The sequence below is a fragment of the Streptomyces sp. genome, from assembly GCF_035563135.1.
Lineage (GTDB): Bacteria > Actinomycetota > Actinomycetes > Streptomycetales > Streptomycetaceae > Streptomyces.
In genome coordinates, this window is sequence record NZ_DATMVN010000372.1 from 1 (window position 1) to 24,802 (window position 24,802).

At 71.2% G+C, this 24,802-nt stretch carries 20 protein-coding genes and 3 pseudogenes; 9 read left to right on the forward strand and 14 right to left on the reverse strand.

Annotated elements, in window-relative coordinates; translation table 11 throughout:
- Positions 1-657 (forward strand): TOBE domain-containing protein (locus VN520_RS16060; RefSeq protein WP_325747602.1); only part of this gene is annotated, 657 nt, incomplete at its 5' end.
- Positions 658-663: 6 nt separating this feature from the next.
- On the opposite strand, the gene VN520_RS16065 is transcribed toward VN520_RS16060, so the two are convergent.
- Both VN520_RS16065 and VN520_RS16070 read right to left on the reverse strand, forming a co-directional pair.
- Entirely contained in the window at positions 664-1,116 is a 453-nt protein-coding gene (locus VN520_RS16065; RefSeq protein WP_325747603.1) for a flavodoxin family protein, read from the reverse strand.
- 74 nt (positions 1,117-1,190) lie between these two features.
- A complete protein-coding gene (locus VN520_RS16070; RefSeq protein WP_325747604.1) occupies positions 1,191-3,464 on the reverse strand; it encodes a heavy metal translocating P-type ATPase in 2,274 nt (757 codons plus the stop codon).
- A 234-nt stretch (positions 3,465-3,698) separates the two neighbouring features.
- On the opposite strand from VN520_RS16070, the gene VN520_RS16075 reads away from it, so the two are divergent.
- Complete coding sequence (locus tag VN520_RS16075; protein WP_325747605.1) at positions 3,699-4,718, forward strand: hypothetical protein; 1,020 nt, start codon at positions 3,699-3,701, stop codon at positions 4,716-4,718.
- Positions 4,719-4,767: 49 nt separating this feature from the next.
- Here the strand turns inward: VN520_RS16075 and VN520_RS16080 are convergent.
- Positions 4,768-5,196: pseudogene (locus VN520_RS16080) on the reverse strand (NUDIX domain-containing protein).
- A 76-nt stretch (positions 5,197-5,272) separates the two neighbouring features.
- Here VN520_RS16080 and VN520_RS16085 point away from each other — a divergent pair.
- Positions 5,273-5,644: pseudogene (locus VN520_RS16085) on the forward strand (ATP-binding cassette domain-containing protein); the annotation flags it as partial.
- A gap of 36 nt (positions 5,645-5,680) precedes the next feature.
- Here the strand turns inward: VN520_RS16085 and VN520_RS16090 are convergent.
- The 3 genes from VN520_RS16090 to VN520_RS16100 all read right to left on the reverse strand — a co-directional run bounded on the left by VN520_RS16090 (position 5,681) and on the right by VN520_RS16100 (position 9,470).
- On the reverse strand, positions 5,681-7,009 hold the full coding sequence (locus tag VN520_RS16090; RefSeq protein WP_325747606.1) for an enolase C-terminal domain-like protein: 1,329 nt from the start codon (positions 7,007-7,009) through the stop codon (positions 5,681-5,683).
- 51 nt (positions 7,010-7,060) lie between these two features.
- A complete protein-coding gene (locus VN520_RS16095) occupies positions 7,061-8,398 on the reverse strand; it encodes a gluconate:H+ symporter (RefSeq protein WP_325747607.1) in 1,338 nt (445 codons plus the stop codon).
- 100 nt (positions 8,399-8,498) lie between these two features.
- The gene (locus tag VN520_RS16100; RefSeq protein WP_325747608.1) at positions 8,499-9,470 is read right to left on the reverse strand and encodes a 5-dehydro-4-deoxyglucarate dehydratase; all 972 of its coding nucleotides are present in this window, start codon (positions 9,468-9,470) and stop codon (positions 8,499-8,501) included.
- Between the two features lie 96 nt (positions 9,471-9,566).
- Here VN520_RS16100 and VN520_RS16105 point away from each other — a divergent pair, with 96 nt between their 5' ends.
- A complete protein-coding gene (locus tag VN520_RS16105) occupies positions 9,567-10,355 on the forward strand; it encodes an IclR family transcriptional regulator (protein WP_325747609.1) in 789 nt (262 codons plus the stop codon).
- 189 nt (positions 10,356-10,544) lie between these two features.
- Here VN520_RS16105 and VN520_RS16110 read toward each other — a convergent pair whose 3' ends face one another.
- Both VN520_RS16110 and VN520_RS16115 read right to left on the reverse strand, forming a co-directional pair.
- Positions 10,545-12,020, reverse strand: a complete 1,476-nt coding sequence (locus tag VN520_RS16110) for an aldehyde dehydrogenase family protein (protein ID WP_325747610.1) — start codon at positions 12,018-12,020, stop codon at positions 10,545-10,547.
- Between the two features lie 148 nt (positions 12,021-12,168).
- Positions 12,169-13,488 carry a multidrug effflux MFS transporter gene (locus VN520_RS16115; protein WP_325747611.1) on the reverse strand — a complete coding sequence of 440 codons (1,320 nt, stop codon included), beginning with the start codon at positions 13,486-13,488 and terminating at the stop codon, positions 12,169-12,171.
- A gap of 46 nt (positions 13,489-13,534) precedes the next feature.
- On the opposite strand from VN520_RS16115, the gene VN520_RS16120 reads away from it, so the two are divergent.
- Entirely contained in the window at positions 13,535-14,044 is a 510-nt protein-coding gene (locus VN520_RS16120) for a MarR family winged helix-turn-helix transcriptional regulator (RefSeq protein ID WP_325747612.1), read from the forward strand.
- A 185-nt stretch (positions 14,045-14,229) separates the two neighbouring features.
- Here the strand turns inward: VN520_RS16120 and VN520_RS16125 are convergent, their stop codons facing one another.
- Entirely contained in the window at positions 14,230-15,798 is a 1,569-nt protein-coding gene (locus tag VN520_RS16125; protein ID WP_325747613.1) for a polysaccharide lyase family 1 protein, read from the reverse strand.
- A gap of 627 nt (positions 15,799-16,425) precedes the next feature.
- Here VN520_RS16125 and VN520_RS16130 point away from each other — a divergent pair.
- Positions 16,426-17,496 (forward strand): glycoside hydrolase family 43 protein, encoded by a 1,071-nt coding sequence (locus tag VN520_RS16130; protein WP_325747614.1) that lies wholly within the window; start codon positions 16,426-16,428, stop codon positions 17,494-17,496.
- A gap of 174 nt (positions 17,497-17,670) precedes the next feature.
- Here the strand turns inward: VN520_RS16130 and VN520_RS16135 are convergent, their stop codons facing one another.
- From VN520_RS16135 to VN520_RS16150, 4 genes and pseudogenes are all read right to left on the reverse strand, one after another.
- The gene (locus tag VN520_RS16135) at positions 17,671-18,288 is read right to left on the reverse strand and encodes a TOPRIM nucleotidyl transferase/hydrolase domain-containing protein (protein ID WP_325747615.1); all 618 of its coding nucleotides are present in this window, start codon (positions 18,286-18,288) and stop codon (positions 17,671-17,673) included.
- A 159-nt stretch (positions 18,289-18,447) separates the two neighbouring features.
- Positions 18,448-18,828: a peptidoglycan-binding domain-containing protein gene (locus VN520_RS16140; RefSeq protein ID WP_325747616.1), complete on the reverse strand. Its 381-nt coding sequence runs from the start codon at positions 18,826-18,828 to the stop codon at positions 18,448-18,450.
- Positions 18,829-19,181: 353 nt separating this feature from the next.
- Positions 19,182-19,391 carry a DUF397 domain-containing protein gene (locus VN520_RS16145; protein ID WP_325747617.1) on the reverse strand — a complete coding sequence of 70 codons (210 nt, stop codon included), beginning with the start codon at positions 19,389-19,391 and terminating at the stop codon, positions 19,182-19,184.
- Positions 19,373-20,214: pseudogene (locus VN520_RS16150) on the reverse strand (helix-turn-helix domain-containing protein). Before VN520_RS16150 ends, VN520_RS16145 begins: the two are co-directional and overlap by 19 nt.
- Positions 20,215-20,388: 174 nt before the next feature.
- On the opposite strand from VN520_RS16150, the gene VN520_RS16155 reads away from it, so the two are divergent.
- The 3 genes from VN520_RS16155 to VN520_RS16165 all read left to right on the forward strand — a co-directional run bounded on the left by VN520_RS16155 (position 20,389) and on the right by VN520_RS16165 (position 22,850).
- A complete protein-coding gene (locus tag VN520_RS16155) occupies positions 20,389-20,520 on the forward strand; it encodes a hypothetical protein (RefSeq protein WP_325747618.1) in 132 nt (43 codons plus the stop codon).
- Positions 20,517-20,741, forward strand: coding sequence for a hypothetical protein (locus tag VN520_RS16160; protein WP_325747619.1), 225 nt, complete (start codon positions 20,517-20,519; stop codon positions 20,739-20,741). The genes VN520_RS16155 and VN520_RS16160 overlap by 4 nt, the downstream gene beginning before the upstream one ends.
- Before the next feature lie 183 nt (positions 20,742-20,924).
- Positions 20,925-22,850 carry a DUF2075 domain-containing protein gene (locus VN520_RS16165; RefSeq protein ID WP_325747620.1) on the forward strand — a complete coding sequence of 642 codons (1,926 nt, stop codon included), beginning with the start codon at positions 20,925-20,927 and terminating at the stop codon, positions 22,848-22,850.
- A 437-nt stretch (positions 22,851-23,287) separates the two neighbouring features.
- Here VN520_RS16165 and VN520_RS16170 read toward each other — a convergent pair whose 3' ends face one another.
- Positions 23,288-24,649 (reverse strand): hydrolytic protein, encoded by a 1,362-nt coding sequence (locus VN520_RS16170; protein WP_325747621.1) that lies wholly within the window; start codon positions 24,647-24,649, stop codon positions 23,288-23,290.
- Between the last annotated feature and the right edge of the window lie 153 nt (positions 24,650-24,802).

Below are 24,802 nucleotides of genomic sequence, written 5' to 3' on the forward strand. Positions count from 1 at the left end.
TCCGGCGGTCAGGCCCAGCGCGTCGCACTCGCCCGGGCGCTGGCGGCGCGCCCCCGGCTGCTGCTCCTGGACGAACCGCTCGCCGCCCTCGACCAGACCACCCGCGCCCATGTACGCCACACCCTGCGCACCCACCTCGACGGCTTCGGGGGCGTCTGCCTGATCGTCACGCACGATCCCGTCGAAGCTCTCTCGCTGGCGGACCGCGTCCTGGTGCTCGACGGGGGACGGGCCCTGCAGGACGCGCCGCCCGGCGAGGTCACCCGGCATCCCCGCTCCGTCTGGGTGGCCCGGATGCTCGGCCGTAACGCCTGGCCCGGCACGGCCACCGCCGAGGGCCTCCGGCTCTCCGGCGGGGGTCATCTCGTCGCTGCGGAGCCGCTGCCCGTCGGCGTCCCCGCCCTCGCGGTGATCGGTCCCGAGGCCGTGTCCGTGCACCGCGACAGGCCGAGCGGCAGCCCGCGCAACGTCTGGCCGGGCACGGTCGACGAGATCACGATGAGCGGCAGCCGGCTGCGTGTCCTGATCTCCTCCGCGCAGGCACCCGACCTGGTCGCCGAGATCACTCCGCAGTCCGCCGCCGAACTCGGCCTGGCCGAAGGGGTGCCGGTGTGGACCAGCGTGAAGGCGACCGAGGCGGTGCTCGTCCCGCGGTAGGGCCGGTCAGTCCATCAGTCCGGCGGCCACCGTCGCCCCCAGTTCCCGGCACGCCTCGGTGTCGGCCCTGCCGGGCTCTCCGGTGACGGTCACGGCGCCGGTGGCGCGGCGCCAGCCGAGGCCCGTCGTGATCGTCTCGATGCCCCGCACGGCGCCGGTGACGTCGTTGCCGCCGTGCACGTAGTAGCCGAAGGGCCGGCCCTTCGTCCCGTCGAGGCACGGGTAGTAGACCTGGTCGAAGAAGTGCTTCAGGGCTCCGGACATGTATCCGAGGTTCGCCGGGGTGCCGAGCAGATAGCCGTCGGCGGCGAGTACGTCGGACGCCGTGGCGGAGAGCGCGGCCCGCCGCACGACCCGTACGCCTTCGATGCCGTCCGTCGTCGCACCGGAGACCACCGCTTCGAGCAGTGCCTGGCAGTTCGGCGAGGGCGTGTGATGCACGATCAGCAAGGTGGCCACACCGCCGAACCTACCTGCTCGCCGTAGCCCGCGCCCCGCCGGGTGCCGCGGGGCGCCCGGGTGCGGGCGCCGGGTCAGTTGGCGGCGCGGAAACCGCGCAGGCGCAGGCTGTTGCCGACGACGAAGACGGACGAGAGGGCCATGGCCGCTCCGGCGATCATGGGGTTGAGCAGGCCGGCCGCGGCGAGCGGGAGGGCCGCCACGTTGTAGGCGAAGGCCCAGAACAGATTCGAGCGGATCGTGCCCAGCGTCCTGCGGGAGAGCCGGATCGCGTCGGCGGCCACCCGCAGGTCCCCGCGTACGAGGGTCAGGTCTCCGGCCTCGATCGCGGCGTCCGTGCCCGTCCCCATGGACAGGCCCAGGTCCGCCTGGGCGAGCGCGGCGGCGTCGTTGACCCCGTCGCCGACCATGGCGACGCTGCGGCCTTCCGCCTGGAGCTTCCGGACGACCTCGGCCTTGTCCTGCGGCATGACCTCGGCGATGACCTCGTCGATTCCCACCTGGACCGCGACGGACCGGGCGACCGCCTCGTTGTCGCCGGTCAGCAGGACGGGCCTCAGACCGAGGGCGCGCAGCCGCCGGACCGCTTCGGCGCTGGTCTCCTTGACCGCGTCGGCGACTTCCAGGACCGCGCGCGCCTCACCGTCCCAGGCCACCGCGATCACGGTCCTGCCGTCCTTCTCGGCCGCGTCCTTGGCGCTCGCCAGCTCGTGCGGAAGCCCGATGGCCCATTCGGCCAGCAGCTTCTCGCGGCCGACGAGGACGGCGTGCCCCTCCACGACGCCCTGGACACCGAGGCCGGGGACATTGGCGAAGTCCTCGGGGGCGGGCAGCACTCCCACCGCCCCGGCGGCGCCTTCGGCCACGGCGCGGGCGATCGGGTGTTCGGAGGAGTGCTCCAGTGCGCCTGCGAGGCGGAGCACTTCGGTCTCGTCCGTGGACGCGGCGGCATGGACCTTCAGCAGCGTCATGCGGCCCGTGGTGACGGTGCCCGTCTTGTCGAGGAGGATCGTGTCGGCCCGGCGGGTGCTCTCCAGCACCTCCGGCCCCTTGATCAGGATGCCGAGCTGTGCCCCGCGGCCGGTGCCGACCAGCAGGGCGGTGGGCGTGGCCAGGCCCAGCGCGCAGGGGCAGGCGATGATCAGGACGGCGACGGCCGCGGTGAAGGCCGCGGTCAGTCCGGCTCCCGAGCCGAGCCAGAAGCCGAGCGTCGCGAGCGCCAGCCCGATGACGACCGGTACGAACACCGCGGAGATCCTGTCGGCCAGCCGCTGGGCTGCGGCCTTGCCGCTCTGGGCCTGTTCCACGAGCGCGGCCGTCCGGGCGAGCTGGGTGTCGGAGCCGACCCTGGTGGCCTCGACGACCAGGCGGCCGCCCGCGTTGAGGGTCGCGCCGGTGACGGGATCACCGGCCGAGACCTCGACGGGGACCGACTCACCGGTGAGCATCGAGACGTCCACGGCGGAGGAGCCCTCCACCACCGTCCCGTCGGTGGCGATCTTCTCGCCGGGGCGGACCAGGAAACGGTCCCCGGTCCGCAGCCCGGCCGTGGGAAGGGTGATCTCACGGCCCTCGCGCAGCACGGTGACTTCCTTGGCACCCAGCTCCATGAGCGCCTTGAGCGCGGCACCGGCCTTGCGCTTGGAGCGGGCCTCGAAGTACCGGCCGGCCAGGATGAAGGCCGTGACACCGGCGGCGGCCTCCAGGTAGATGTTCCCCGCTCCGTCGCTGCGGGTGATCGTGAATTCGAACGGGTGCGTCATGCCCGGCATGCCCGCCGTCCCGAAGAACAGCGCCCACAGGGACCACAGGAACGCGGCCGACGTGCCGACCGAGATCAGGGTGTCCATGGTGGCCGCCCCGTGTCCGGCGTTGGTCCAGGCGGCACGGTGGAAGGGCCAGGCCGCGTAGGTGACGACCGGGGCGGCGAGCGTGAGGGAGAGCCACTGCCAGTACTCGAACTGGAGGGCCGGGACCATCGCCATCGCGATGACCGGCGCGGCGAGCAGGGCGGCGGTGACGAGCCGCTGCCGCAAGGTCCGCAGCTCACCGTCGGCGTGCTCGTCCCCGCCCCGGTCCCCGGCCGGTGCGCCGGCGTCACCGGGCCCGGAGCGGGGCGGGGACGGCCGCCGGGCGGTGTAACCGGTGGCCTCGACCGTGGCGATCAGGTCGTCGACCGAGACGTCCTCGGCGAAGACGACTCCGGCCTTCTCCGTGGCGTAGTTGACGGTGGCCTCGACCCCCTCCATGCGGTTGAGCTTCTTCTCGATCCGCGCCGCACACGAGGCACAGGTCATGCCGCCGATGGCGAGTTCGACCCGGGTGGCTCCGGGTGTCGTGGGAGTCATGTCCTGCTCCTTGTCCGAACGGGCCCAGCATACCCCGCGTGGGTATCTTTCCCGGTCTTCAGATATACCCCCCACCCGTATGGAACACAAGCCGGAAAAGACGACTTGCTCATACCCCCTGCGGGTATACGCTCAAGATGTCGGACCGGTGCGAGCCCGCCGCGCCGAAAGCACTTGAAAGCAGTCGGAATCAGTCGGAAGCACCTGGAAACAGCCGGAAGCACAGGAGCAGTCATGAATCCCGCCGCGAAGATCACCGCTTTCACCGCCGCGCTCGCGGCGTCCTTCGGCGCCGCCTACGGCATCGGGTCCACCGTCGGCCCCGAGACCGGCACCACCGCGTCCTCCGGGCGCTCCGGCCACGCGGAGAGCGCCGCTCCGCACGCCGACGGCGGCCGCACCGGTCCTCCTGCCGGGGGGCTCCAGATCTCGGAGGGCGGTTACACGCTCGACCTCAAGACCCCGCGCCTCCAGGCGGACCGGCAGAGCGAGCTGCGCTTCGCCATCCGTGACCGGGCCGGCCGGCAGGTCACCGCATTCCAGCGCGAGCACGACAAGGAGCTCCATCTGATCCTCGCCTCACACGACCTGGGCACCTACCGCCATCTGCATCCCGTCCGGGCGGCCGACGGCACGTGGAGCATCCCCGTCGAGCTGCCCACGGCGGGCGACTACCGGGTCTTCGCCGACTTCACACCGGCCGGAAGGAACGCCACCGGCCTGACGCTGGGCGCGGATCTGGCGGTGTCCGGGCCGTACAGGGCGGCGGAACTCCCCAAGCCCGCCCTGACGGCCGGGGTCGACGGGTACACGGTCTCCCTGAACGGCACCCTGCGCCCCGGTGTGCCCGAGCACATCACCTTCACCGTGCGCAAGGACGGGCGGCCCGTCACCGATCTGCAGCCCTACCTGGGTGCGTACGGACATCTCGTCGCCCTGCGCGCCGGCGACCTCGCCCATCTCCACGTACATCCCGAGGGCGGGCCCGGCGACGGCTCCACGAAGCCCGGACCGGGCGTCTCCTTCACCGCGACGGCGCCCAGCGCGGCCACCTACCGGCTGTTCCTGGACTTCAAGCACGAGGGCACCGTCCGGACGGCGGCGTTCACCGTCCCGTCCGCAGCCGCCGTGGAGGCTCCTCGCCCGACCGGGCCCGCGGACGGCCATGAGGAGGGACCCTCGGGCGGGCACGAGGACGGTCCGCACGGGGGCAGCGTCCCGGGCGCCCGGGAGGACGAGGGCGACGGGCACTGAAGTGCCCGGCAAGACCCTCGGCCGCGGTCCGGGGCCGCCCTCGTCCCTCTCAGGCCCCGACGTGCCCCAGCCACGTGTCCTGTGCGCCGGCCAGCGGCTGCCGCAGGGGAAGGGGCTCGGAGCGGCAGGCGAACACGAGGCCGGCGTCGGCGCCGTCACCCCGCACCCTGTGATGCCACGCGTCGGGGGTGTCCGCCGGCGCCCGGAGCAGGAAGAAGGTGGTCCGGCGCGGCTGCCGCGTCCGCGGGTGCGGCCTGTCCTCCACGGCGATCCGCCGGATCACGGTGGCGCTCAGCAGGCCGGTCTCCTCGGCGACCTCCCGCAGAACCGTTTACGACGGCTCCCCGCCCGGAACGACTCCCCCTGCGGGCACCTGGGTCCCGGCCTCCGGCATGCCGACGTGGTCGAACACCAGCAGCTCCGCGACCGGGCGGTTCCCGATCACGTACGCGGCACCCCGGATCCTCGGTGGGACCACGCCCGCCCCCTTCCTCACAGTGCGGTGAGCCGGGCCGGGGTCTGCTCCAGTTCCCCGCGCGGCACGCGGCCCGCCGCGGTGGCCGACCCTGTCGCAGGGTGAGCGGGGGCGCGCCCTGATCGCGCGTGCGCTCATGCCGCGGCCGCGGCTGCTGCTCCTGGACGAACCGGCGACGGGTCCGGACGTCGCGGGCCGCGAGCAGCTGATCGAACGGATCGACACCCTTCAGCGAAGCGCGGCGGAACTCGCGTCGGTCCTGGTCACACGCCACCTGGAGGAGCTTCCTCCCGGCACGACGCATGTGATGCTGCTGCGTGAGGGGCGGTGCATGGCCTCCGGCCCGGTGGACGAGGTGCTGACGGGCGGTCAGATCAGCAGGTGCTTCGACCACCCGGTCCGCCTCACCCGTTTCGAGGACCGGTGGAGCGTGCGGACGGGGCGCCGGGCCGGGCGCTCCCCCGGGAGGGCCCGCCCCGGCAGGCGATCACCGCACCAGGCAGGGCCGCTTGGCGTCGAACTCCCAGCCGGGTATGAGGTACTGCATGGCGTCGGCGTCGTTCCTCGCCCCCAGCGCCTCCTTCCGGTACAGCTCGTGGGCGGCGAGGAGGCGGTCCATGTCGAGCTCGACGCCCAGCCCGGGGGCGTCGGGGACGGCGATCTCACCGTCGGCGATGCGCGGCGGGCTGACGGTGAGCCGCTCCAGGCCCTCCTGCCAGATCCAGTGCGTGTCCAGGGCGTTGTACTCACCCGGGGCGGCGGCACCGCAGTGCGTGATCATGGCGAGCGAGATGTCGAAGTGGTTGTTGGAGTGGCAGCCCCAGGTCAGGCCCATCGCGTTGCACAACTGGGCCACGCGCACCGACCCCTGCATGGTCCAGAAGTGCGGGTCGGCCAGCGGGATGGACACCGACTGCAGGGCCAGGGCGTGCGTCAGCTGCCGCCAGTCGGTGGCGATCATGTTGGTCGCGGTCGGGAGGCCCGTCGCACGGCGGAACTCGGCGAGGACCTCGCGTCCCGAGTAGCCGTCCTCCGCCCCGCAGGGGTCCTCGGCGTAGGCGAGTGTCCCCACCAGCGGGGAGCACAGCTCGACCGCCTCGCGCAGTGACCAGGCGCCGTTCGGGTCGAGGGTGATCCGCGCCTGCGGGAAGCGGTCCTTGAGCGCGCGGACGGCCTCGACCTCCTCCGTGCCGGCGAGGACTCCGCCCTTGAGCTTGAAGTCCCGGAAGCCGTAGAGGTCGTAGGCGGCCTCGGCCTGGCGGACGATCGCCTCGGGGGTGAGCGCCTCCTCGTGCCGGATGCGGTACCAGTCGGTGCCGGAGCCGGGCTCGCGGACGTACTCCAGGTCGGTGCGGTCGGGGTCGCCGACGTAGAAGAGGTAGCCCAGCACCCGTACGGAGTCCCGCTGCCGGCCATCGCCCAGCAGCGCCGCGACCGGCACGTCGAGGTGCTGGCCCAGCAGGTCGAGCAGTGCCGACTCGACCGCGGTGACGGCGTGCACGGTGGTCCGCAGGTCGAAGGTCTGAGCGCCTCGCCCGCCCGAGTCGCGGTCCGCGAAGCGGCTCCCGATCTCGCGCAGGACACGTTTGTAGTCGCCCACCTTCGCCCCGACGACCAGCGGTTCGGAGTCCCGCAGGGTCCGGGTGATCTTCTCGCCCCCGGGCACCTCCCCCAACCCCGTACGGCCGGCGGAGTCCTTGATGACGACGACGTTGCGGGTGAAGAAGGGGCCGTGGGCGCCGGAGAGGTTCAGCTCCATGCAGTCGCGGCCGGCGACGGGGTAGACGGCGAAGTGGGTGACGGTCGGCTGGTTCATGCTGCTCGGGTTCCTTGGGTACGAGAGGGATCGGGCGGGGAGCGGGAGGGGTCAGAGGCCGCTGACGTCCAGGGCCCACTCGGCCGCCAGGACGCCGCCGAGGCCGAGGACCGCGAGCACCGTCGTGTAGCCGGTACGGACCTTGATCGCCTGGATGACCGACAGGTTGAAGTACTCCTTGAACAGCCAGAACCCGGGGTCGTTGACGTGGGAGAAGGCGATCGATCCGCACGACACGGCGAGCACCATCATCTCGGGGTGGACGCCGCTGCCCGCCAGGAGCGGCAGCACCACACCGGAGGCGGTGACCACGGCGACGGTCGCCGAACCGAGCGCGATGCGGAGGATGGCGGCGATGAGCCAGGCCAGGATGATCGGTGAGATCGCCCAGTGCTCGGTGATCTCCTTGATGTAGTCGGATATCCCGCCTTCGACGAGGACGTTCTTGAAGGCGCCGCCCGCGCCGATGACCAGGAGGATCATCGCCATCGCCTGGGCCGCCGAAGTGCAGGAGGCGCTGACGTCGGACAGGCTGCGGCCGATCCGCGGTCCGAACGCCCAGACCGCCAGGAGGAGGGCCAGCAGGAGCGCGATCGGTGCCGAGCCGATGAAGGCGACCCCGTGCAGGAAGGGGCTTTCGCCCGACGTGAGCATGTCGGTCACGGCCGCGCCGGCGATCAGTACCACCGGGAAGAGCGCCACGAACAGCGACCAGCCCATGCCGGGCATCTCCTCGTCGGTGAACTCGCGCTCACTGACCAGGCCCTTGGGTATGGAGGGGTTCATCGCCCTGACGAACGGCAGGCGCGGCCACAGGAGCGCCACGAGGGCACCGGCCGGTACGGCGATGAAGAGACCGTAGAGGAGGGTGTGGCCGACGGAGGCGTGGAAGGTCGCGGCCACGGCCGTGGGACCGGGGTGCGGCGGCAGGAAGCTGTGCATCGTGGACAGGGCGATCGACATCGGCAGCCCCACCCACAGCAGGTTCACCCCGGTGACCCTGACCAGGGTGAAGGCGATGGGCACGATGATGATGAAGGCGACCTCGTAGAACATGGTCACGCCGATGAGCATGGACGTGACCACCATGGCCACCTGGACCCCGCGCGGCCCGAAGGCGTCGAGCAGCTTGCCCGCGATCCGCTGGGCGGCTCCGGAGTCGCCCATGACCCGGCCGACCATGGCGCCCAGGCCGATGGTGAGCATGGTGTCACCGATCTGGCCCCCGATGCCCTCCGAGAGGACGTCCGGGATCTCGATCGCCGGTATCCCCTGGACCAGGGCTACACCGACCGCTACGAGCAGGAGTGCGGCGAAGCCGTTGAGTTTCGTACGGGTCATCAGGAGCAGCAGCACCAGAACGCTGATCCCGACCACGAGGAGCGGCATGTCAGTTCCCCTTTGAACTGTCGGACTGTCGGGCTGTGGGACCGCCGGCCTGCGGCGGTTCCCCGGCGGGAGCCGCCGGACGGAGCGGTGGGGGCACGGCTCAGACGGTGCGGCGGCGGGCGGCGCCGACCAGGTCCAGCCCGGCGTCGAGGATCTTCTCCAGGCCGGCGAGGTCGGCCGGGCCGGGGTCGGTGAGCGGGGCGCGCACGGGACCGACCGGCAGCCCGCGCAGCCGCGCCGCGGCCTTGACCAGGGACACGGCGTAGCCGGGAGCCCGGTCGCGCAGCTCGACCAGCGGGACGTAGAAGTCGCGCAGCAGTTCCTGCGCCAACGCCTCCTCGCCGTCCCGCAGAGCGGCGAAGAAGGCGTCGGCGATCTCGGGCGCGAACGCGTGGACGGCCGAGGAGTAGGCGGGGACGCCGACGGTCGCGTACGCGCGCGCCTGGATCTCGGCGGTGGCGGCGCCGTTGAAGAAGAGGAAGCCGTCCGGTGCGGCGAGGGTGAGGCGCTGGAGCCGGTCGAGGTCGCTGTGCCCGTCCTTGAGACCGACGACCGTGGGGATCTCCGCGATGCGGCGCACGCTCTCGGCGGTGAAGGTGACCTGGCCGCGCTGGTAGGCGATCAGCGGCAGCCGTGTACCGGCCGCGATCCGGCGCAGCTGCTCGACCAGTCCGTCCTGGGGGGCCGCGACCAGGTAGTGGGGCATGACCAGCAGGGCGTCCGCTCCGGCCTCCTCCGCGATGCGGGCGAAGCGCAGGGCCTGCGCCCAGCCGTAGCCGGTGCCCGCCACCACCGGCAGCCGCCCGTCGGCGACCTCGACCGCGGTCCGGACGACCGCGCGGTACTCGTCCTCGTCCAGCGCGCTGAACTCACCGGTCCCGCAGGCCGGGAAGAGCGCACCGGGTGCGGTGGCGACCTGGGCCGTCAGGTACGCCGTGTACGACTCCAGGTCGAGGCTGCCGTCCTCCCGGAAGCTGGTGAGGGGGAAGGACAGCACGCCGCCCGCCATGCCGTCCCGCAGCCGCTGGGTGACGCCTTCGGTGCCCGCGTTGAACCGCTCCACAAATCTCATCCCCATATGCAGATGGCGTACATGTATGAGAACGGAGATTAAGCGGGTGAACGCGACGCGTCAATGGGTGTGGCAGCGCGGATTTAAGATGGGGAGATGCAGGAGAACAGCGGGGTCCGTGGCGTCAAGTCGGCATCCCGCACCGTCGCGCTGCTCGAACTCCTCGCCGCACGGGGGGACCGGCCGGCCCGCCTGGACGAACTCGCCGAGGAACTGGGCGTACCGCGCAGCAGCATGTACCAGTTGCTGCGGACCCTCATCGACTGCGGCTGGGTACGCACCGACACGACCGGGTCCCTCTACGGCATCGGCATCCGCGCCCTGCACACGGGGACGAGCTACCTCGACAGCGACCCGCACGTGCGCGCGGCCCGCCCCTACCTCGACGAGGCCTCGGACGCGCTCGGTGAGACGATCCACCTCGCCCGGCTCGACGGCCCCAACGTCGTCTATCTGGCGACGCGCGAGTCCCACGAATACCTGCGCACCATCAGCCGGGTCGGCCGCCGGATCCCGGCCCACGCCGGAGCGCTCGGCAAGGCCCTGCTCGCCGAGCGCCCGGACGACGGACTGCCGCTTCCCCGGGACCCGTTGACGCCCTGTACGGAGAACACGCACACCGAGCACGCCACGCTGCTGGCCGACCTCGCCGGTGTGCGCGAACGCGGCTACTCCATCGACCGCGAGGAGACCGTGGAGGGCATCGCGGGCTTCGGGTTCGCCCTGCGGTACGACTCACCGGCCGTCGACGCCATCAGCTGCTCGGTGCCGGTGGCGCGGCTGAGCGCGGAGCACGAAGCCCGGGTGGTGGCGGTGATGCGGGAGATCAGGACGAAGATCGAGAGCGTCCTGCCCCCCGCGTCCGGTGCCCCGGACTGGCGCTGATCCCCCGCGTCCGGCGCCCCGGACCGGCGCTGATCCCCCGCGTCCGGCACCCCGGACCGGCGCTGATCCCCCGCGTCCGGGACCGGCCCCTGCCGGGACCGGCCCGTACGCCGCCCTCCGGGCGGACGGGGCCGGAGGGCGGCGTACGGGCGCGGTGGCTCCGCAGGGCTGCGGGAAGTCACCGTACGGTCAGAACGGGTAGCGCTCGATGCGCGCCTGAGCCGTGATCCACTGCACCTCGGAGAAAGTGTCCAGACTCGCCCTGCCCCCGAACCGGCCGCCCGTCCCGGAGGCCTTGGTGCCGCCGAACGGGGCCACCGCCTCGTCGTCGACCGTCTGGTCGTTGATGTGCACCGCACCCGATTCGATCCGGTCGGCGAGCTCCCAGGCCGCGAAGGGGTCACCCGTGAGGATGGACACCGACAGCCCGTACTCGGAGGAGTTGATGATGTCGACGGCCTCGTCGACGGTCTCGTACGCGACGACGGGAGCGACCGGGCCGAACACCTCCTCGGCGAACGCCGGGGAGTCCAGCGGGACACCGGTCAGGACGGTGGGCCGGTAGAACAGGCCGTCGTAGGTGCCGCCGGCGGCGAGTTCGGCCCCCTGCTCCACGGTGCGCGTGACGAGGGAGTGGATCCTGTCGCGCTGCCGCTCGTCGATGACCGGGCCGAGCGGGTTGGCCGGGTCGGTGGGGTCGCCGACCGGAATGCCGTTCGCCTTCTCGGCGAGCCTGGCGGTGTACTCGGCGGCCTGGGAGACGTGCACCAGATGGCGTCCGGTGGTCATGCAGATCTGCCCCTGGTGCAGGAAGGACCCCCAGGCACCGGCCGAGGCCGCGGCCTCCAGGTCGGCGTCCGGGAGGACCAGGAGGGCGTTGTTGCCGCCCAGTTCCAGATGGACCTTCTTGAGCAGAGGGGCGGCGGCCGTGCCGATGGCACGGCCGGCGGGGGTGGAACCGGTGAAGGAGATGCAGGGCACGCCCGGGTGCGCGACCAGGGCCTCCCCGACGTCGGCTCCGCCCGGCAGGACGTGCAGCAGGCCTTCGGGCAGTCCGGCCTCGGCCAGCAGTTCGGCGAGAGCCAGTCCGCCGGACACCGGAGTGCGCGGGTCGGGCTTGAGGATCACCGCGTTGCCCGCGGCCAGCGCCGGGGCCACCGAACGCAGGGCGAGGATCGCCGGGAAGTTGAACGGGCTGATGACCCCCACGACGCCCAGCGGGACCCGGCGCACGGCGGACAGGCGGGGCTTCGAGCTCCGCAGCAGTTCGCCGTAGGGCTCCGAGGTCAGTGCGGCGGCCTCGTTGAGCTCCGCGACGAGCAGACCGACCTCGAACCGCGCCTTGCCCTGCCCTGAACCGGATTCCGGGACGAGCCACCGCACGATGCGGCCGGGGTCCGCGGCCAGCAGGGCGGACGCCTTGATGAAGACCTGGGCCCGCTCCGCGTAACCGAGCTTCGCCCAGGCACGCTGAGCCGTCCGCGCGGCCGCGACGGAGGTGTCGACGTCCCCGGCGGTGGCCGCGCCCACAGTCGCGACGACCTCACCGGTGGCGGGGGCGGTCACCTCGATGGTGCCGCCGCTCGCGGTACGCCAGGAACCGTCGAATATCTTCGTGGACCAGATCGGCCCGGCCGCCGAGGGGGCGGAGTCTGTGCTGGTCATGAATGCTTCCTGTCCATGAGTCGGGACCGGGCCGGACGGTGGGGGTTCGGCCGGCCCGGACTGCCGATTCCACCACAGGGCTCCCCGGCGGCTTCCGGCCCCACCACGGATCCGGGACGGCCGGAGACCCGCCGTCCCGCCCTCGCGTTCACGGCCGGGAGTGTGCCGTCACCTCTCCGTCGCCACGCCACGGCCGGGCCAGGACAGCCAGGGAGAGCCCCGCGCCGACGAGCGCGATCAGCATGATGAGCGCCATCGGCAGGGAGCTGTCCTCGCCGAACAGTCCGACCAGCGGTGAGGCGACCGCGCCGAACGTGAACTGGAAACCGCCCATGAGCGCCGACGCCGCCCCGGGCGCACCGCGGCCGAGCGTCTGTCCCAGGCTCATCGTGGCGGGAAAGATCATCCCGATTCCGCTCATGGTCACGAACAGGCAGATCCATGTCCCGGCGAGGGTCTCTCCCGCCCCGGCCACCAGAAGGACCTGCGCCAGAGCGCCGAGCGCCGCGACACCGACGCCGGCGACGAGCAGGGTGTTGAGCGGCAGGCGGCGGGACAGCCGGGCGAAAACGGCTCCGGCGAGCAGCATGCCGACCGCGTTGGTGGCGAAGATGAGCGAATACGTCGTCGAGGAGACGCCGTGCAGGCTTTCGAAGACGAAGCTGGAACCGCTGATGTAGGCGAACAGCGCCGCACCGCTGAATCCGAGGACGCACACGTAGCCCATGAAGGCCCGGGTGCCGAGCAGCGTCCCCATCGCCCGGAAGGACGCGGCGACCCCACCCCGGGCACGTCGGCCGGCCGGCAGCGATTCCGGCACCTCGGCCAGCACGGACAGCAGGAGCGCAACGCCGATCACGGCGAGCACGACGAAGACGGCCTGCCAGGTGGAGACCGCCAGGACGGCTCCGCCGATCACAGGTGCCACCACGGGTGCGACGCCCAGGATCTGGGACAGCACGGCGAAGTAGCGGGGGATGTCCGCGCCGTGGAAGCGGTCGGTGATCACCGCGCGCGCCAGCACCATGCCGGCCGCTCCGGTGAGGCCCTGGAGGAAACGGGCGCCGATGAGCAGCTCGATGTTCGGCGCGAGGGCGCACAGCGCGGAGAAGACGGTGAATCCGACGGCCCCCGATATCAGCAGCCTGCGGCGGCCGAGGCTGTCGCTGAGCGGACCGAACAGCAGCTGCCCGAAGACCAGGCCGGCCAGGAAGGCCGTCATCGTGAGCTGGACCGAGGAACTGGTGGCGTGCAGCGAGTCCCCCATGGTGGGAAAACCGGGCACGTACATGTCGGTGGCGAGCGGCGCCACCGCGGTGAGCGCGCCGAGCACGGTGATCAGGGCCGCCGCGCGCTTCGGGGCCGGCGCCGGGTCCGGGAGGTGCGCCGGCGCCGGGGCGTGTGCCGGTGCCGCGGCGGGGACGGCGGAGGCGGCGTCGGAACGCGGGGCTGGGGAAGGGGCTACCATCCAAAGAAGGTAACCAATGGTTCGCTGGTTAACAAAGGAGCCGGTCATGCTGCCCCCTCCCGCCGAGGTCCGCAAGCGGTGGGCCGCGCACAATCCAGGGCTGGACACCTCCCCCATGGAGGTCGTGGCGCTGGTCAAGCAGATCAACTCGCTGGTCGGGACCGCGGTCGAACCGCTCTACGACGGCGCGTCACTGACCGCACCGGAGCTGGACCTGCTCATTCCGCTGCGGTACGCGAGCGGACCGGTCATCGCCCGCCGCCTGGCGGACCAGTTGCAGCTCTCCCGCGCGGGGATCAGCAAGACCCTGGCGAAGCTGGAAGGGCGCGGCTTCATCGAACGCGCCCCCAACCCGGCGGACCGGCGTGCCGCGCTCGTCACCGTGACCCCCGCCGGCGCCGAGGCGGTGGACGCCCTGTTCCCCCGGCAGCTCGCGGTCGAGCGGGAACTCCTGGCGGGCCTCGGTGAGGACCGCGCCAAGGTGCTGGAGGCGCTGAACTTGCTCATCCGGGTGATGGAGGGCCACCTCACCACAGCTTCGGGCTCCCGCCCCTGACGCCGGGCAGCGGAGGGCCGGGGCCCCGCGCCCGGCCCACGAGAGCGGAGGCCGTCGCGTCCGACGGCCTCCGTCCCGGGCGATCAGCGGCGGCGCCGTGGATCCGGCGCCGCTGCCTCGTGCCTCTCCGGCTCCCCGGAGGATTCCGGGGGCCGCCGGTCCCGGGTAGGGCCGGGACCGCGCCGCTATCCGGCGTACGTCTCGAACTCGGCGACCTTCGGTGTCCCGGTCGAGCCCGTGATCTCGAAGGTGATCTTCTTCAGCGAAGTCCGCGGCACCGTGATGGCGCCGGCCCCACTGCCGGAGGTCAGTACGGCGCCGGTGTCGCCGTTGAGGACCCTCCAGGAACCGATGCTGCCGGTGGAGCCGGACGCCTCCCGGATGCTGATCCTGGAGACGGAGGTGGCGGTTCCCCACTTGACCGAGACGGAACCGGTCGAGCCGGCCGGTGACCAGAAGGTGCTCATGTCACCGTCCCGCACGTTGCCGTAGCTCGTCCCACTGGCCTTGCTGGAGCCGTCGGCACCGGCGCCGATGCTGAGGTTGGTCCCGGTGGGCGGGTCGGTCGGGTCCGGCGTCGGGTCGGTCGGGTCCGGCGTGGGGTCGGTCGGGTCCGGTGTCGGCTCGGTGGGGTCCGGCGTCTGCGGCACGCAGTTGCCGTCCGACACCTTCAGGCCCTTGTTGGCGCCCGCCGTCCCGGCCACGATCCCCGGTACGCAGCTCGCACCGTCGAGCTTGTAGGAGTAGGGGATGCTGACGGTGGTGTTGGACGTCGGGTTCGGCCCTGCGGGCTGGTTGTCGCCGCTACGGGCGGACCAGGTCACGTTGTCGAAGGTGTTGCCGCTGACCTGCCAGTATCCGGCCGCGTCGGTGTAGAACGTGCCAAGGACGTCCTTGGAGTCCTTGAAGTAGTTGTTGTCCACCTTGGCACGCGCGCCGGCCCGGGAGTTGATGCCGGACTCGTTGAGGTTCACGTAGTAGTTGTTGTAGATGTGCGCGATACCGCCACGCAGCAGAGGCGCACGCGAGTCGAGGTTCTCGTACAGGTTGTGGTGGAAGGTGACGTAGCCGTTCGAGACGTCGGACTCGCTGGACCCGATGAGGCCGCCACGGCCGGAGTTGCGCAGGGTGCTGTAGGACAGCGTGACGTACTGGGTGTTGTCCTTCATGTCGAAGAGGCCGTCATACCCCTCCGACTCACCGCCCGACGCCTCAAGGGTGGTGTGGTCGACCCAGACGTTGCGGACGTCGCTCTCCATACTGATGGCGTCACCGCCGTTGGAGGTGGGCGAGCCGGACTTCTTCACGTTCTTGACGGTCACGTTCTGGATGATGATGTTGCTGGACTGCCGGATGTGGATACCCAGCTGGTCGAAGACCGCCCCGCTGCCGACACCGACGATCGTGACGTTGCTGATCTGCTTGAGCTCGATCACACCGGCAGCGGTGTTGCAGCTGTCGCCCGACACCTTCGCGGTGTTGCCGTGGTTGATCGTGCCCTGGACCTCGATGGTGATCGGGGTGCTGCTGCTGGCCCGGGTGCACAGGGCCTCGTGGATCGCGGTCCCCGTGGTGGCCCGCACCGTCGCCCCGCCGGCACCGCCGGTCGTCCCACCGTTCTGGGTCGCGTAGCCGGTGGCGCTGCCGGTGACCGCGGCCGACGCCTCGGGCATCGTCAGCACCACACCGGTCGCGGCGGCCACGGCCAGCGTGGCCAGAGCGGCGTTGATCCGCAGTGCGCCTGGTCGTCTCATCTTCGTGTCCCCATTCATCTTCACAAGCTGTGTTGCTGCTCCATGCCGCGGTCGCAACGGCGAAGCCACCGAGGCCGCCGGCCTGTCACCGGGCAGCTCTCGTCGGCCAGTTGTGCGGTTACTTCTCCATGCGGTCGGCCCGGCGGTACCCGCCCGGACCAAAGCGGGATCGGCGGCCGCAACAGCGGCCGACGACCCGGGTGAAGCCCTGGGCCAGACCGGCGGCGGCTCATGCGCGTCCGTCGCGACGGCCGTCGCGACGGACGCTTCCACCGGTCGAGCCCAGGAGGGGAAAGCGCTTTCTGCCCGCGACCATAGAGCGCCCGCCCCCGAACTGACAAGGTTCATGACACTTGCCAATTCCGGTTCCGTCTCAGGGGCACCGGACCGCCGGCGCGCGACAGGAGGGTCACGAGTCGCACCCATTGACATGCACAGGTCGAATTACGATGCTGTGAGAGCGCTCTTTTCATCGATGTACGTCTGGGTGGGATGCAGGGACCGAGGCTGCTGAGCCCTCCCGCAACCGGTATTCGCCATGATCCTGAACAGCGATCCTGAACAACCGCCGCCTCCGCGTCGACCGTCCCCTCACGGCGGCACGGAGGCCGACCATGGAGCAGGATGATGAAGCCGTCCCGTTGCCTTTCCGGTATCGCCGCGTTCGTTCTCTGCGCCGCGCTCGCCGCGGCGCTGTCCCTCTTTTCGGCCGAGCCCGCGCGGGCGGACCGGACCGGTCTTCGAGCCGCTGACCCCAGCGTGCTCCGCGTGGGCGGCACGTACATCTCGGTGCAGTCGACCGGGGACGGCATCGCCGTACGGCAGGCCCCGTCGACGACGGCCCTGGCTGCGGCGCCCGCTCGCCAGGTCTGGTCCGACACCCGTGGCTACGGCGAGGTCTGGGCCCCGGAGATCGTGAGGGACGGCGGCCGTTACTACATCTACTTCGCGGCCGGGCGAGGTGCGGCCCACCGGATGTACGTCATCAGCTCGGCCGCCCCCGACAGCGGGTACACCGCCGAGACGAAGCTCGCGCTGGCCGACGACAAGTGGGCCATCGACGGCACGCTGTTCACCTTCGGCGGGCAGCGCTGGTTCGTCTGGTCCGGCTGGGCGGGCGACACCGACGTCGAGCAGAACCTCTACATCACCCGGATGAGCAGCCCGACCACGCCGACCGGCGCGCGGTACGTCATCTCGCAGCCGCGTGAGGGCTGGGAGCGGGTGGTCGGCAACCCGTTCATCAACGAGGCGCCCGAGGCCATCAAGGACCCGAACGGGCAGCTTCACATCGTGTACTCCGCGAACGGCAGTTGGAGCGACCAGTACTGCCTGGCCGATCTGCGGCTCCGGGCCGGCGGCGACCCCACGTACGTGTGGGACTGGTACAAGTCGAACGGCTGCCTGTTCGGGTCCGCCCGCGCGACGATGATGCCCGGCTGGGACCCGACCCTGCATGTGGACGGGCCGGGCCACCACAGCTTCGTCCTCCTCGACGGTGACATCGGCACGAGCCCGCCGGCCGGCCCCCGGTTCCCCCTGATGTTCCACGCGGTCGCGAAGGGGACGCCGTACTCGTGGGCGAACCGGTACTGGTACACAGGTACGTTCAGCTGGTGGGGCGACATCACGTACAGCCGCGCCAACGTGCCGGGCTCGCCCACCAGCACCGGCTGGAGCCTCAAGTTCTTCGAGTGACACGGACAGGGCCGGTGCCGGGCAGACGCGCCTTCAGCACCCGGGACGGCGGCCCGGAAACCCGGTCCTCCGCTCACCCCGTACCTGCCGGAGCACCCGCCGGAAAAGGCGTGGAGCGCGGCAAGCGGATCCCTCGGCCGTCGCCACGGCCACCCCGCGATTGCCCGTACCCGCTCACACCGCGGCCAGCAGGGCGTCGAGCGGTGCGGGTACGCGGTCGGGGCCGAGGGCCTCGACGAGGACGCGACCGTAATGGATCTTGCGCCCCTTCTTCGTGCCGAGGAAGCGCCGTAGCTGCTGCTCGGCGGTGCGGCCCCGCTGCGCCGGCTGGTTCAGGAAGGTCTGCAAGGGACGCAGGTCGCCCTCCGCCTCGACGAGCTCCGCCACCCGTGCCGGGCCCAGGGCGCGGATGAGCTCGTCCTCCAGATCCGCCACGCAGACGAAGAACCCCTGTTCCGCCGCCCCCGCCCGCCGCAGGCCGCGGGTGTAGTAGCCGCGCTCGGCCTCGTCGCACAGTCCCGTGAGGCGGAGGTCCAGGCCGGGCGGGCCGAGCAGGGCGGCGAAGCGCCCGATGCTCATCGCGCCGCCCATCGGCAGGACGCAGACCCCTTCGGCCGCCAGGTCCCGGCCACGGCTCGCGGCCAGCGCATCGACCGCGGCGGCGTCACTCAGCCCTTCGAGCAGGACGACCGCCCGGACCGGCAGGCGCGCGGCCAGATCGCGCGCGAGGTCGCCGGGGCCACCGGCCGCCCAGGTGGTGACCGCTTCCCGGAACGCGCCCATGTCCGCCATGGAAACGAGTCTCTCTCCGCTGCCCCGCTCCACGACAGCGAATTTCCACCACGCGGGAGTGCCCTGGCACCGGCGACGAGTGCCCTCCCGCTTCGGCCCGGACCGGCCTCCGGCCGTCAGGGCAGCCAGGCACAAGGGGCCTGGCTGCCCTGCTTCCGGCTACAGGCCGGGCGTACGGAGGTAGTGCCAGGTGGTCGGGCCGACTATGCCGTCGGCGCTGATCCCTCTGGAACTCTGGAAGCGCTTCACCGCGGATGTCGTGGCGGAACCGAACTGGCCGTCCACGCCGCTGGAACCTACGGAGAAGCCCTTGAAGATCAGCAGTGCCTGGATCTCCTGGACCTTCGCACCCGAGCTGCCGGGGTCCGCACGGGTGTTGCTGAGGTGGTAGCCACAGTAGTACCCGATGAAGTCCAGGAGCCTGCATGACACGGCGGCCGCCGCCTGGGGCGCTGCGGGAGCGGCCGTCGAGATGCCGGCCGCCGGTACGGAGAGCGCGCCGACCAGGCCGAGTGTCACTGCCGTCTTTCCCCACCGCATGAGCGGCTCCTTTCGATCGATGGTCGATACGCCACCCACTATCGGGGGGCGGGCGGGGCGTGTGTGGCTGAATGGCCAGAAAGGGTGGGGTGGTTCGGAGAGACGTTCGGCGATAGCGTCACGAGCACACCGAAAAGGGGCTGTTCGACAACAGCGAGCAGACCGGGCCGGACCGGCCGGGCACGGCATCCACGCGAGGCCTCGTCATCCGCCTGCCCTGAGGGGCGTCGGCCCCCGGACTTCGACGCCCGAGGGTCCGCAGGCCGCCTTGACCGGCGGGTCCGATTGCCGCCCGCAGGTCCAACCGACGCCCCCCGGCCGGGGGGCGTCGACCGTCTCGCACCACCGGCGGCTCAGGCGCCCACCGCACCGTCCTTCACCGCGGACACGAATGTCATCCAGTCGTCCTGCGCGAAAGCAAGCACGGGACCGTGCGGGTTCTTGCTGTCCCGTACGGGGACGATGGCGGCGAAACCGTCGGCGACCTCGATGCAGTCGCCTCCGGTGGAGTTGCTGTAACTGCTCTTGCGCCACTGGCTGGCGTTCAGGTAGATGGGTCGCACGGCACTTCCTCCAACATGCGCAGGACGAACTTTTGCGACTCGGCCGGGGACAGCGCCAGGTCGCGCATCGCATCGTACGCACGTTGCAAATGTTCAACCGGTGCGCATTCCTCGATGAGTTCGCCTCTGTACGCGGTTTCGACGTAGGCCACTGTGCGGGAGTCTGGCAGCCGCAGGAACTTGACGGCAGTGCTGTCCAGGCCATGCATGCCCGCGCTGAACGGCAATACATGCAGCGTCACCTTGGGGCGCTCCATCACCGCCGCCAAGTAGTCCAACTGTTCGCGCCACTCCCTCATGTCTTGCGGCGCCGTCCGCAGTACCGCCTCCGACAGGATGACGCGAAACGGTGGCGCGCCCGCGCCCTCAAGCAGCTCCCGCCGTCCCATGCGTGCTTCCACCTGCTGCGACAACTCCGGCTCCTGCAGGCCACCGGCCGCCAGCAGTTCCCGCGCGTATCCCGGTGTCTGCAGCAGCCCCGGCAGCACGCTCACCGCGAAGTGCCACAGGCTCGTCGCCTCCGCCTCCAGCGCCATGTACCGCTGGTACCGCTCCTTGAACTGCGACTGGTCGCTGATCGCCAGCTCCCACATGGCCAGCAGCAGCCCGGCGTCCCGTAGTACTGGTCCAGCGCCTGCACCACCTCCGGGCCGCCGACCGTCTCGCCCTTCTCCATCTTCCCGAACAGCGACCAGTCCCAGCCCAGCCGTTCGCCGAGCTGCCGCAGACTGTCGCCGCGCGCGGTGCGCAGGAGGTGCAGCTCCTCCGCGAACCGTGCCCGTGGTTCCCTGCTGCGGCTCGTGACCGCCCGCCTCGTCGGCATCGCGCCCTCCGTGGAACGTGTGGAACGTGACCCACCTGCCGGGGAAACACACCCAGCCCTCGGTGCGCCACATCCCTGACCGGGTCATCCTCGTAATCAGCCCCTCACGCACCGTAGTACCGGGCGTGTGACCGGACAGAGGAATCCGCGAAAGAACAACCGAAGGAAGCCCCCATGACACCGCCGCCACGGAAGCCGCCCCTCCCCCGCAGAACACCCCGGGCCGACGCAACGGCCAAGATCCAGGAGGCCGTCGACGCGCGCGACGTCCTCGCCCCGGTGATCAGGGACGGAGCACCCCGGTGACCGATGACGGCGTCCCCCGCGTCGGGACAGCCGTGCACGACGGCGGGAGCGGCCGGGTGGGGCTGGTGATGGGCCGCGAGGGCCCCTACCTCCAGCTCCGCCCGCTCCGCGGCGGCCGCGAGTGGGACGCGGACCCCGCTCACGTACGACCGGTCGGCCGGGAGGAGTTGCTCAGTGCCCGGCTCGCCGAGGTCAACGCACGCAGCCGGCACAGAATCTGATCGATGCCCGGGCGGACACCCGCCGTGTTCGTACGGGCCCGTCCCGGACCCGGGCCGGCCGAAACCCTCACCGGCCGCTCCGTCCCCTGTCCTAGGATGAACGAGATCATCTGCGGCCCGACGGGCTTCCGTTCCGCGTCAGCGGACTGAAGAGGACATGCCCCCACCCGCACGAGCTACTTCGTGCTGCCTGGGGGCAATTCCTTGCTGTTCCGCGAGTCCGCCGCAACCGTCGCCGCCCGCAGTCTCGAAGGGTCGCTGGCGCTGCATCTGATGGAGAACTTCCAGCACGCGCACGGCCACCGGCCCGGAGCCTCCGAGGTGCGGTCCTGGGAGCGCAGCATCCCCGCGCTCACCGGTGCGCTGCTCGACGCGGGGCTCGGCGACGTCGAGATGCTGATCGAGTACACGCTCCCCCTGACCAGCAAGCGCGCCGACGTGGTACTCGCCGGGGTCCACCCGTCCACGGGCGAGCCGTCGTACGTCGTGGTCGAACTCAAGCAGTGGAGTCAGGCCTTCGCCGAGGAGGAGAGCCCCCTCCTCTGCCGGGTGGACGCATATCCGCGTCCCGTGCTCAACCCGATCGAGCAGGTCCGCGGCTACTGCTCCTACCTGCTGTCGTTCAACGGTGCTCTGGAGCGGATGCCGGAGTCGGTCGCCGGGGTGGCGTTCCTGCACAACGCGACGGAGTTCGGCATCAGTTCCCTGCGCGAGGTCCCGGAGGACCTCCAGGGCCGCATGTACACCGCCGAGCAGCGCGGTGCGTTCCTCGACTTCCTGCGTTCGCGGCTCGCACCCAAGTCCGGTGCGGGGGCCGCCGACCTGCTCGTCCAGGGCAGGACGCGCCCGTCGAAGCAGCTGATGGCCGTCGCGGCGGCCGAGGTCCGCGACCGCGAGCAGTTCGTCCTCCTCGACGAGCAGCGGATCGCCTACGAACTGGTCCTGTCCGCGGTGCGCAAGGCCAGGCGGTCGAACCACAAGCAGGTGGTCGTCGTGACCGGCGGCCCCGGTTCCGGCAAGAGCGTCATCGCCCTGTCGCTTCTCGGTGAGCTGTACCGGCGCGGGGAGACGGCTCTGCACGCGACCGGTTCGGCATCGTTCACCAAGACCATGCGCAAGGTCGCCGGCGCCCGGAAGCCCGAGGTGCAGCAGCTGTTCAAGTACTTCAACAGCTTCATGGAGGCCGAACCGAACGACCTCGACGTCCTCATCTGCGACGAGGCCCACCGGCTCCGCAAGACGTCCGCCAACCGCTACACCAAGGCCGCTCTGCGCACCGACCGTCCGCAGGTGGCGGAGCTGATCGACGCGGCCCGGGTGCCGGTGTTCCTGCTCGACCAGCACCAGGTGGTGCGCCCCGGCGAGATGGGGACCAAGGAGCAGATCAAGGACGCCGCCGCCGCGCAGGGGCTCGACTGCGTCGTGGTGGAGCTGGACAGCCAGTTCCGCTGCGGCGGCAGCGAGGCCTACGTGAAGTGGGTCGCGGACCTGCTCGGCCTCGAGGGTGGCGAACCGGCCGTCTGGGAGCCGGACGGCAAGGTGGAGCTGCTGGTCGCCGACAGCCCGCAGGAGCTGGAGGACTTCCTCGTCGCCCGTCGCGAGGAGGGCGAGGGGAAGAAGTACAGCGCGCGCATGGCGGCCGGATACTGCTGGAAGTGGACCACGAGGATCACCCCCGAGATGTCCGAGCTGCCCCGCGACGTCGTCATCGGCGCCTGGTCACGGCCTTGGAACGTGCCCGGCGACCGGTCCCTGTTCGGCGCCCCGTCGGCACCGCTCTGGGCCAACGATCCGGCCGGCTTCGGGCAGGTGGGCTGTGTGTACACCGCTCAGGGCTTCGAGTACGACTGGTCGGGCGTGATCATGGGGCCGGACCTGGTGTGGCGGACCGACCGCTGGGTGGTGGACCGTACCGCTTCGAAGGATCCGGTCTTCACCAAGGCGACCCCGGACGCCGAAGTCCACCGGCTCATCCGCAACACGTACAAGGTGCTGCTCACCCGGGGGATGGTGGGGACGATGATCTATTCCACGGACCCGGAGACCCGCGAGAAGCTGCGCTCGCTCATCCACCCGGAGACGGGGGTCAGGGCTGCCGCTCTCGTCTGATCCCCGGCCGGGCCGCGGCGGCCTGCTGGGGGACGGCCCCGCCCGCCCCGCACGGGGCAGGGACCGTGCCCGGTCGCCGTCGGCCCACCCGTCCGTGAGGTGGGCCGGCGCTGCGACGACACGCTCATCGAGCAGGCGCCGAGGATGTGACACAGGGCCCGGACACCGGAACCGGCGCCCGGGCCACTCCGCACGACATGCCGTTCCTGCCCAGCACATGCCGGGCCTTGGCCATAGGTAAAGAACCGGCCGAAATTCCGCTGCGTCCCGCTGCCCCTATACGCCCTCGCACCCGGGCATTTGGACAACAACATTGGAATAAAAATTCACAAAAAGGGCATTCGACCGGAGGAATCGGGGGCCCGCTTTCCGGACGCGAAGGAAGACAATCCTTTGCACCGGGGCGCGCCTCACCGACCATGGCTCCGACACCTGGTTCACCCGGTGCTGTTGAGCACGCCGCTCACATTGAGTACTTCGTGGCAGTTCTGCGCACGACGTCCCGTGGCAGGCGTGCCCGGCTTCGCACAGGTCACCTGGGCTGTCACCGTGTCGTTCTCGGTGATCCTGATGGGGGTGACCCAGTGGTAATCCTGGTTGCGGAAGGTCTCCAGCGCGATCGTGGTGATCTTGCGTTCGCCGAAGTCGATGGTCAACACCCCTTCGTCGCCTTGGTAGTTCGCCACGACGATGTCGGTGATCTCGAACACCTTGCCCGCAGGCACCTTGTACGTGCCGGTCTTCTCCGCCCCCTGGGACGTCTGCAGGTCGATGGTGGCCGAGCTCTGCTGACCACCCGCGCCACCGGTGCCTGCACCGCCCCCGCCCGTACCCGCGCCCGTACCCGCACCCGTGCCCGTGCCCGGCTCGGCGTTCGATCCACCGCCACCGGGCTGCTCGCCGGCGCCGGCGGAGGCACCGGCCTCCTGACCGGCCTCGCCGGTGCCGCCCGGTGTCGGCCGGGCCTGGACGACGGCATCCGTCGCCGCTTCCTTGGCCGTGCTGCGCACAGTGGGCCGCACCAGGGCGAACCAGGCGATCAGCAGGGCGAGGATCACGGCGAGTACGGCGAGCAGCCACTTCGGGAAGACCGGTATCTGGACGAACTCCGCGTCCAGCGGTGCCCGGTCGCCGCCCGTGGTCTCGGCGGGCTCCGGCCGTTCACCGGCCGGGTCCGTCTCGGTGACCGCCACGGTGAAGGGCCAGACCACCGGGTTGCCGAACCACACCGGTGTCCCGGTGCGCACCCGCAGTCCCACCTCTGCCGACTCGCCCGGCTCCAGCCTCCGCACCGCCGGCCGGAACGCGAATCCGAGCTCCTCGCCCGGCTGGGCGGGCTCGAAACCGACCTGGACGGGGGTGTTGCCCTCGTTGCGCAGCTCCAGCCGGTACCGGCCGCGCAGCCAGCCACGGCGCCGCCGGGGGGCGATCCCGGTGTGCAGCTGCCGGAACTCCTCGATGCGCACGACGGTCTCGGGAACCCGCACCGCCTCAGGGTGCTCGGTGGGCAGCACCCGGACCGCGAGGGGCACCTCACCGGCCGCCACCTCGGATGTACGCGGCGGTTCCAGACGGATCGTCACCGTCTCCGACGTGCCCGGGTAGAGAGAGACACGCTCCGGCTCCACGGTGGCCCATGCGGCGCAGTCGCCGATGACCTCCAGGCGGTACGCCTCGACGATGTCGCTGTCGTTCCGGACGGTCAGGCTGGTGGACGCGGTACCGCCGGGCGTCACCGACACCTCGGGGATGTCGAGACCGGGGGCGCCGGGGCTGGGGGAGGCTGTGGGAGACGTCACGCGGCAACGCTACGAGTGCGCACCCGGCCTCCACGAGAGGCACGGGGGCAACGCACCGGGCAGCGGCCATGCCCCTGAGAGCTGTGTTCAGCTCACCTTCCGATGGACTTTCCCGGCCCGTGTGCCGCTGCCGATGGACTGAACGCACACCGG

What these genes read in the sequence shown, in the direction of transcription:
- VN520_RS16135 (WP_325747615.1), bottom strand. Translation starts at nt 18,288, where the DNA reads ATGGCGGACATGGGCGCGTTCCGGGAAGCGGTCACCACCTGGGCGGCC.
- VN520_RS16120 (WP_325747612.1), top strand. Translation starts at nt 13,535, where the DNA reads ATGCTGCCCCCTCCCGCCGAGGTCCGCAAGCGGTGGGCCGCGCACAAT.
- VN520_RS16070 (WP_325747604.1), bottom strand. Translation starts at nt 3,464, where the DNA reads ATGACTCCCACGACACCCGGAGCCACCCGGGTCGAACTCGCCATCGGC.
- VN520_RS16075 (WP_325747605.1), top strand. Translation starts at nt 3,699, where the DNA reads ATGAATCCCGCCGCGAAGATCACCGCTTTCACCGCCGCGCTCGCGGCG.
- VN520_RS16095 (WP_325747607.1), bottom strand. Translation starts at nt 8,398, where the DNA reads ATGCCGCTCCTCGTGGTCGGGATCAGCGTTCTGGTGCTGCTGCTCCTG.
- VN520_RS16155 (WP_325747618.1), top strand. Translation starts at nt 20,389, where the DNA reads ATGACACCGCCGCCACGGAAGCCGCCCCTCCCCCGCAGAACACCCCGG.
- VN520_RS16090 (WP_325747606.1), bottom strand. Translation starts at nt 7,009, where the DNA reads ATGAACCAGCCGACCGTCACCCACTTCGCCGTCTACCCCGTCGCCGGC.
- VN520_RS16130 (WP_325747614.1), top strand. Translation starts at nt 16,426, where the DNA reads ATGAAGCCGTCCCGTTGCCTTTCCGGTATCGCCGCGTTCGTTCTCTGC.
- VN520_RS16125 (WP_325747613.1), bottom strand. Translation starts at nt 15,798, where the DNA reads ATGAGACGACCAGGCGCACTGCGGATCAACGCCGCTCTGGCCACGCTG.
- VN520_RS16115 (WP_325747611.1), bottom strand. Translation starts at nt 13,488, where the DNA reads ATGGTAGCCCCTTCCCCAGCCCCGCGTTCCGACGCCGCCTCCGCCGTC.
- VN520_RS16110 (WP_325747610.1), bottom strand. Translation starts at nt 12,020, where the DNA reads ATGACCAGCACAGACTCCGCCCCCTCGGCGGCCGGGCCGATCTGGTCC.
- VN520_RS16100 (WP_325747608.1), bottom strand. Translation starts at nt 9,470, where the DNA reads ATGAGATTTGTGGAGCGGTTCAACGCGGGCACCGAAGGCGTCACCCAG.
- VN520_RS16140 (WP_325747616.1), bottom strand. Translation starts at nt 18,828, where the DNA reads ATGCGGTGGGGAAAGACGGCAGTGACACTCGGCCTGGTCGGCGCGCTC.
- VN520_RS16105 (WP_325747609.1), top strand. Translation starts at nt 9,567, where the DNA reads ATGCAGGAGAACAGCGGGGTCCGTGGCGTCAAGTCGGCATCCCGCACC.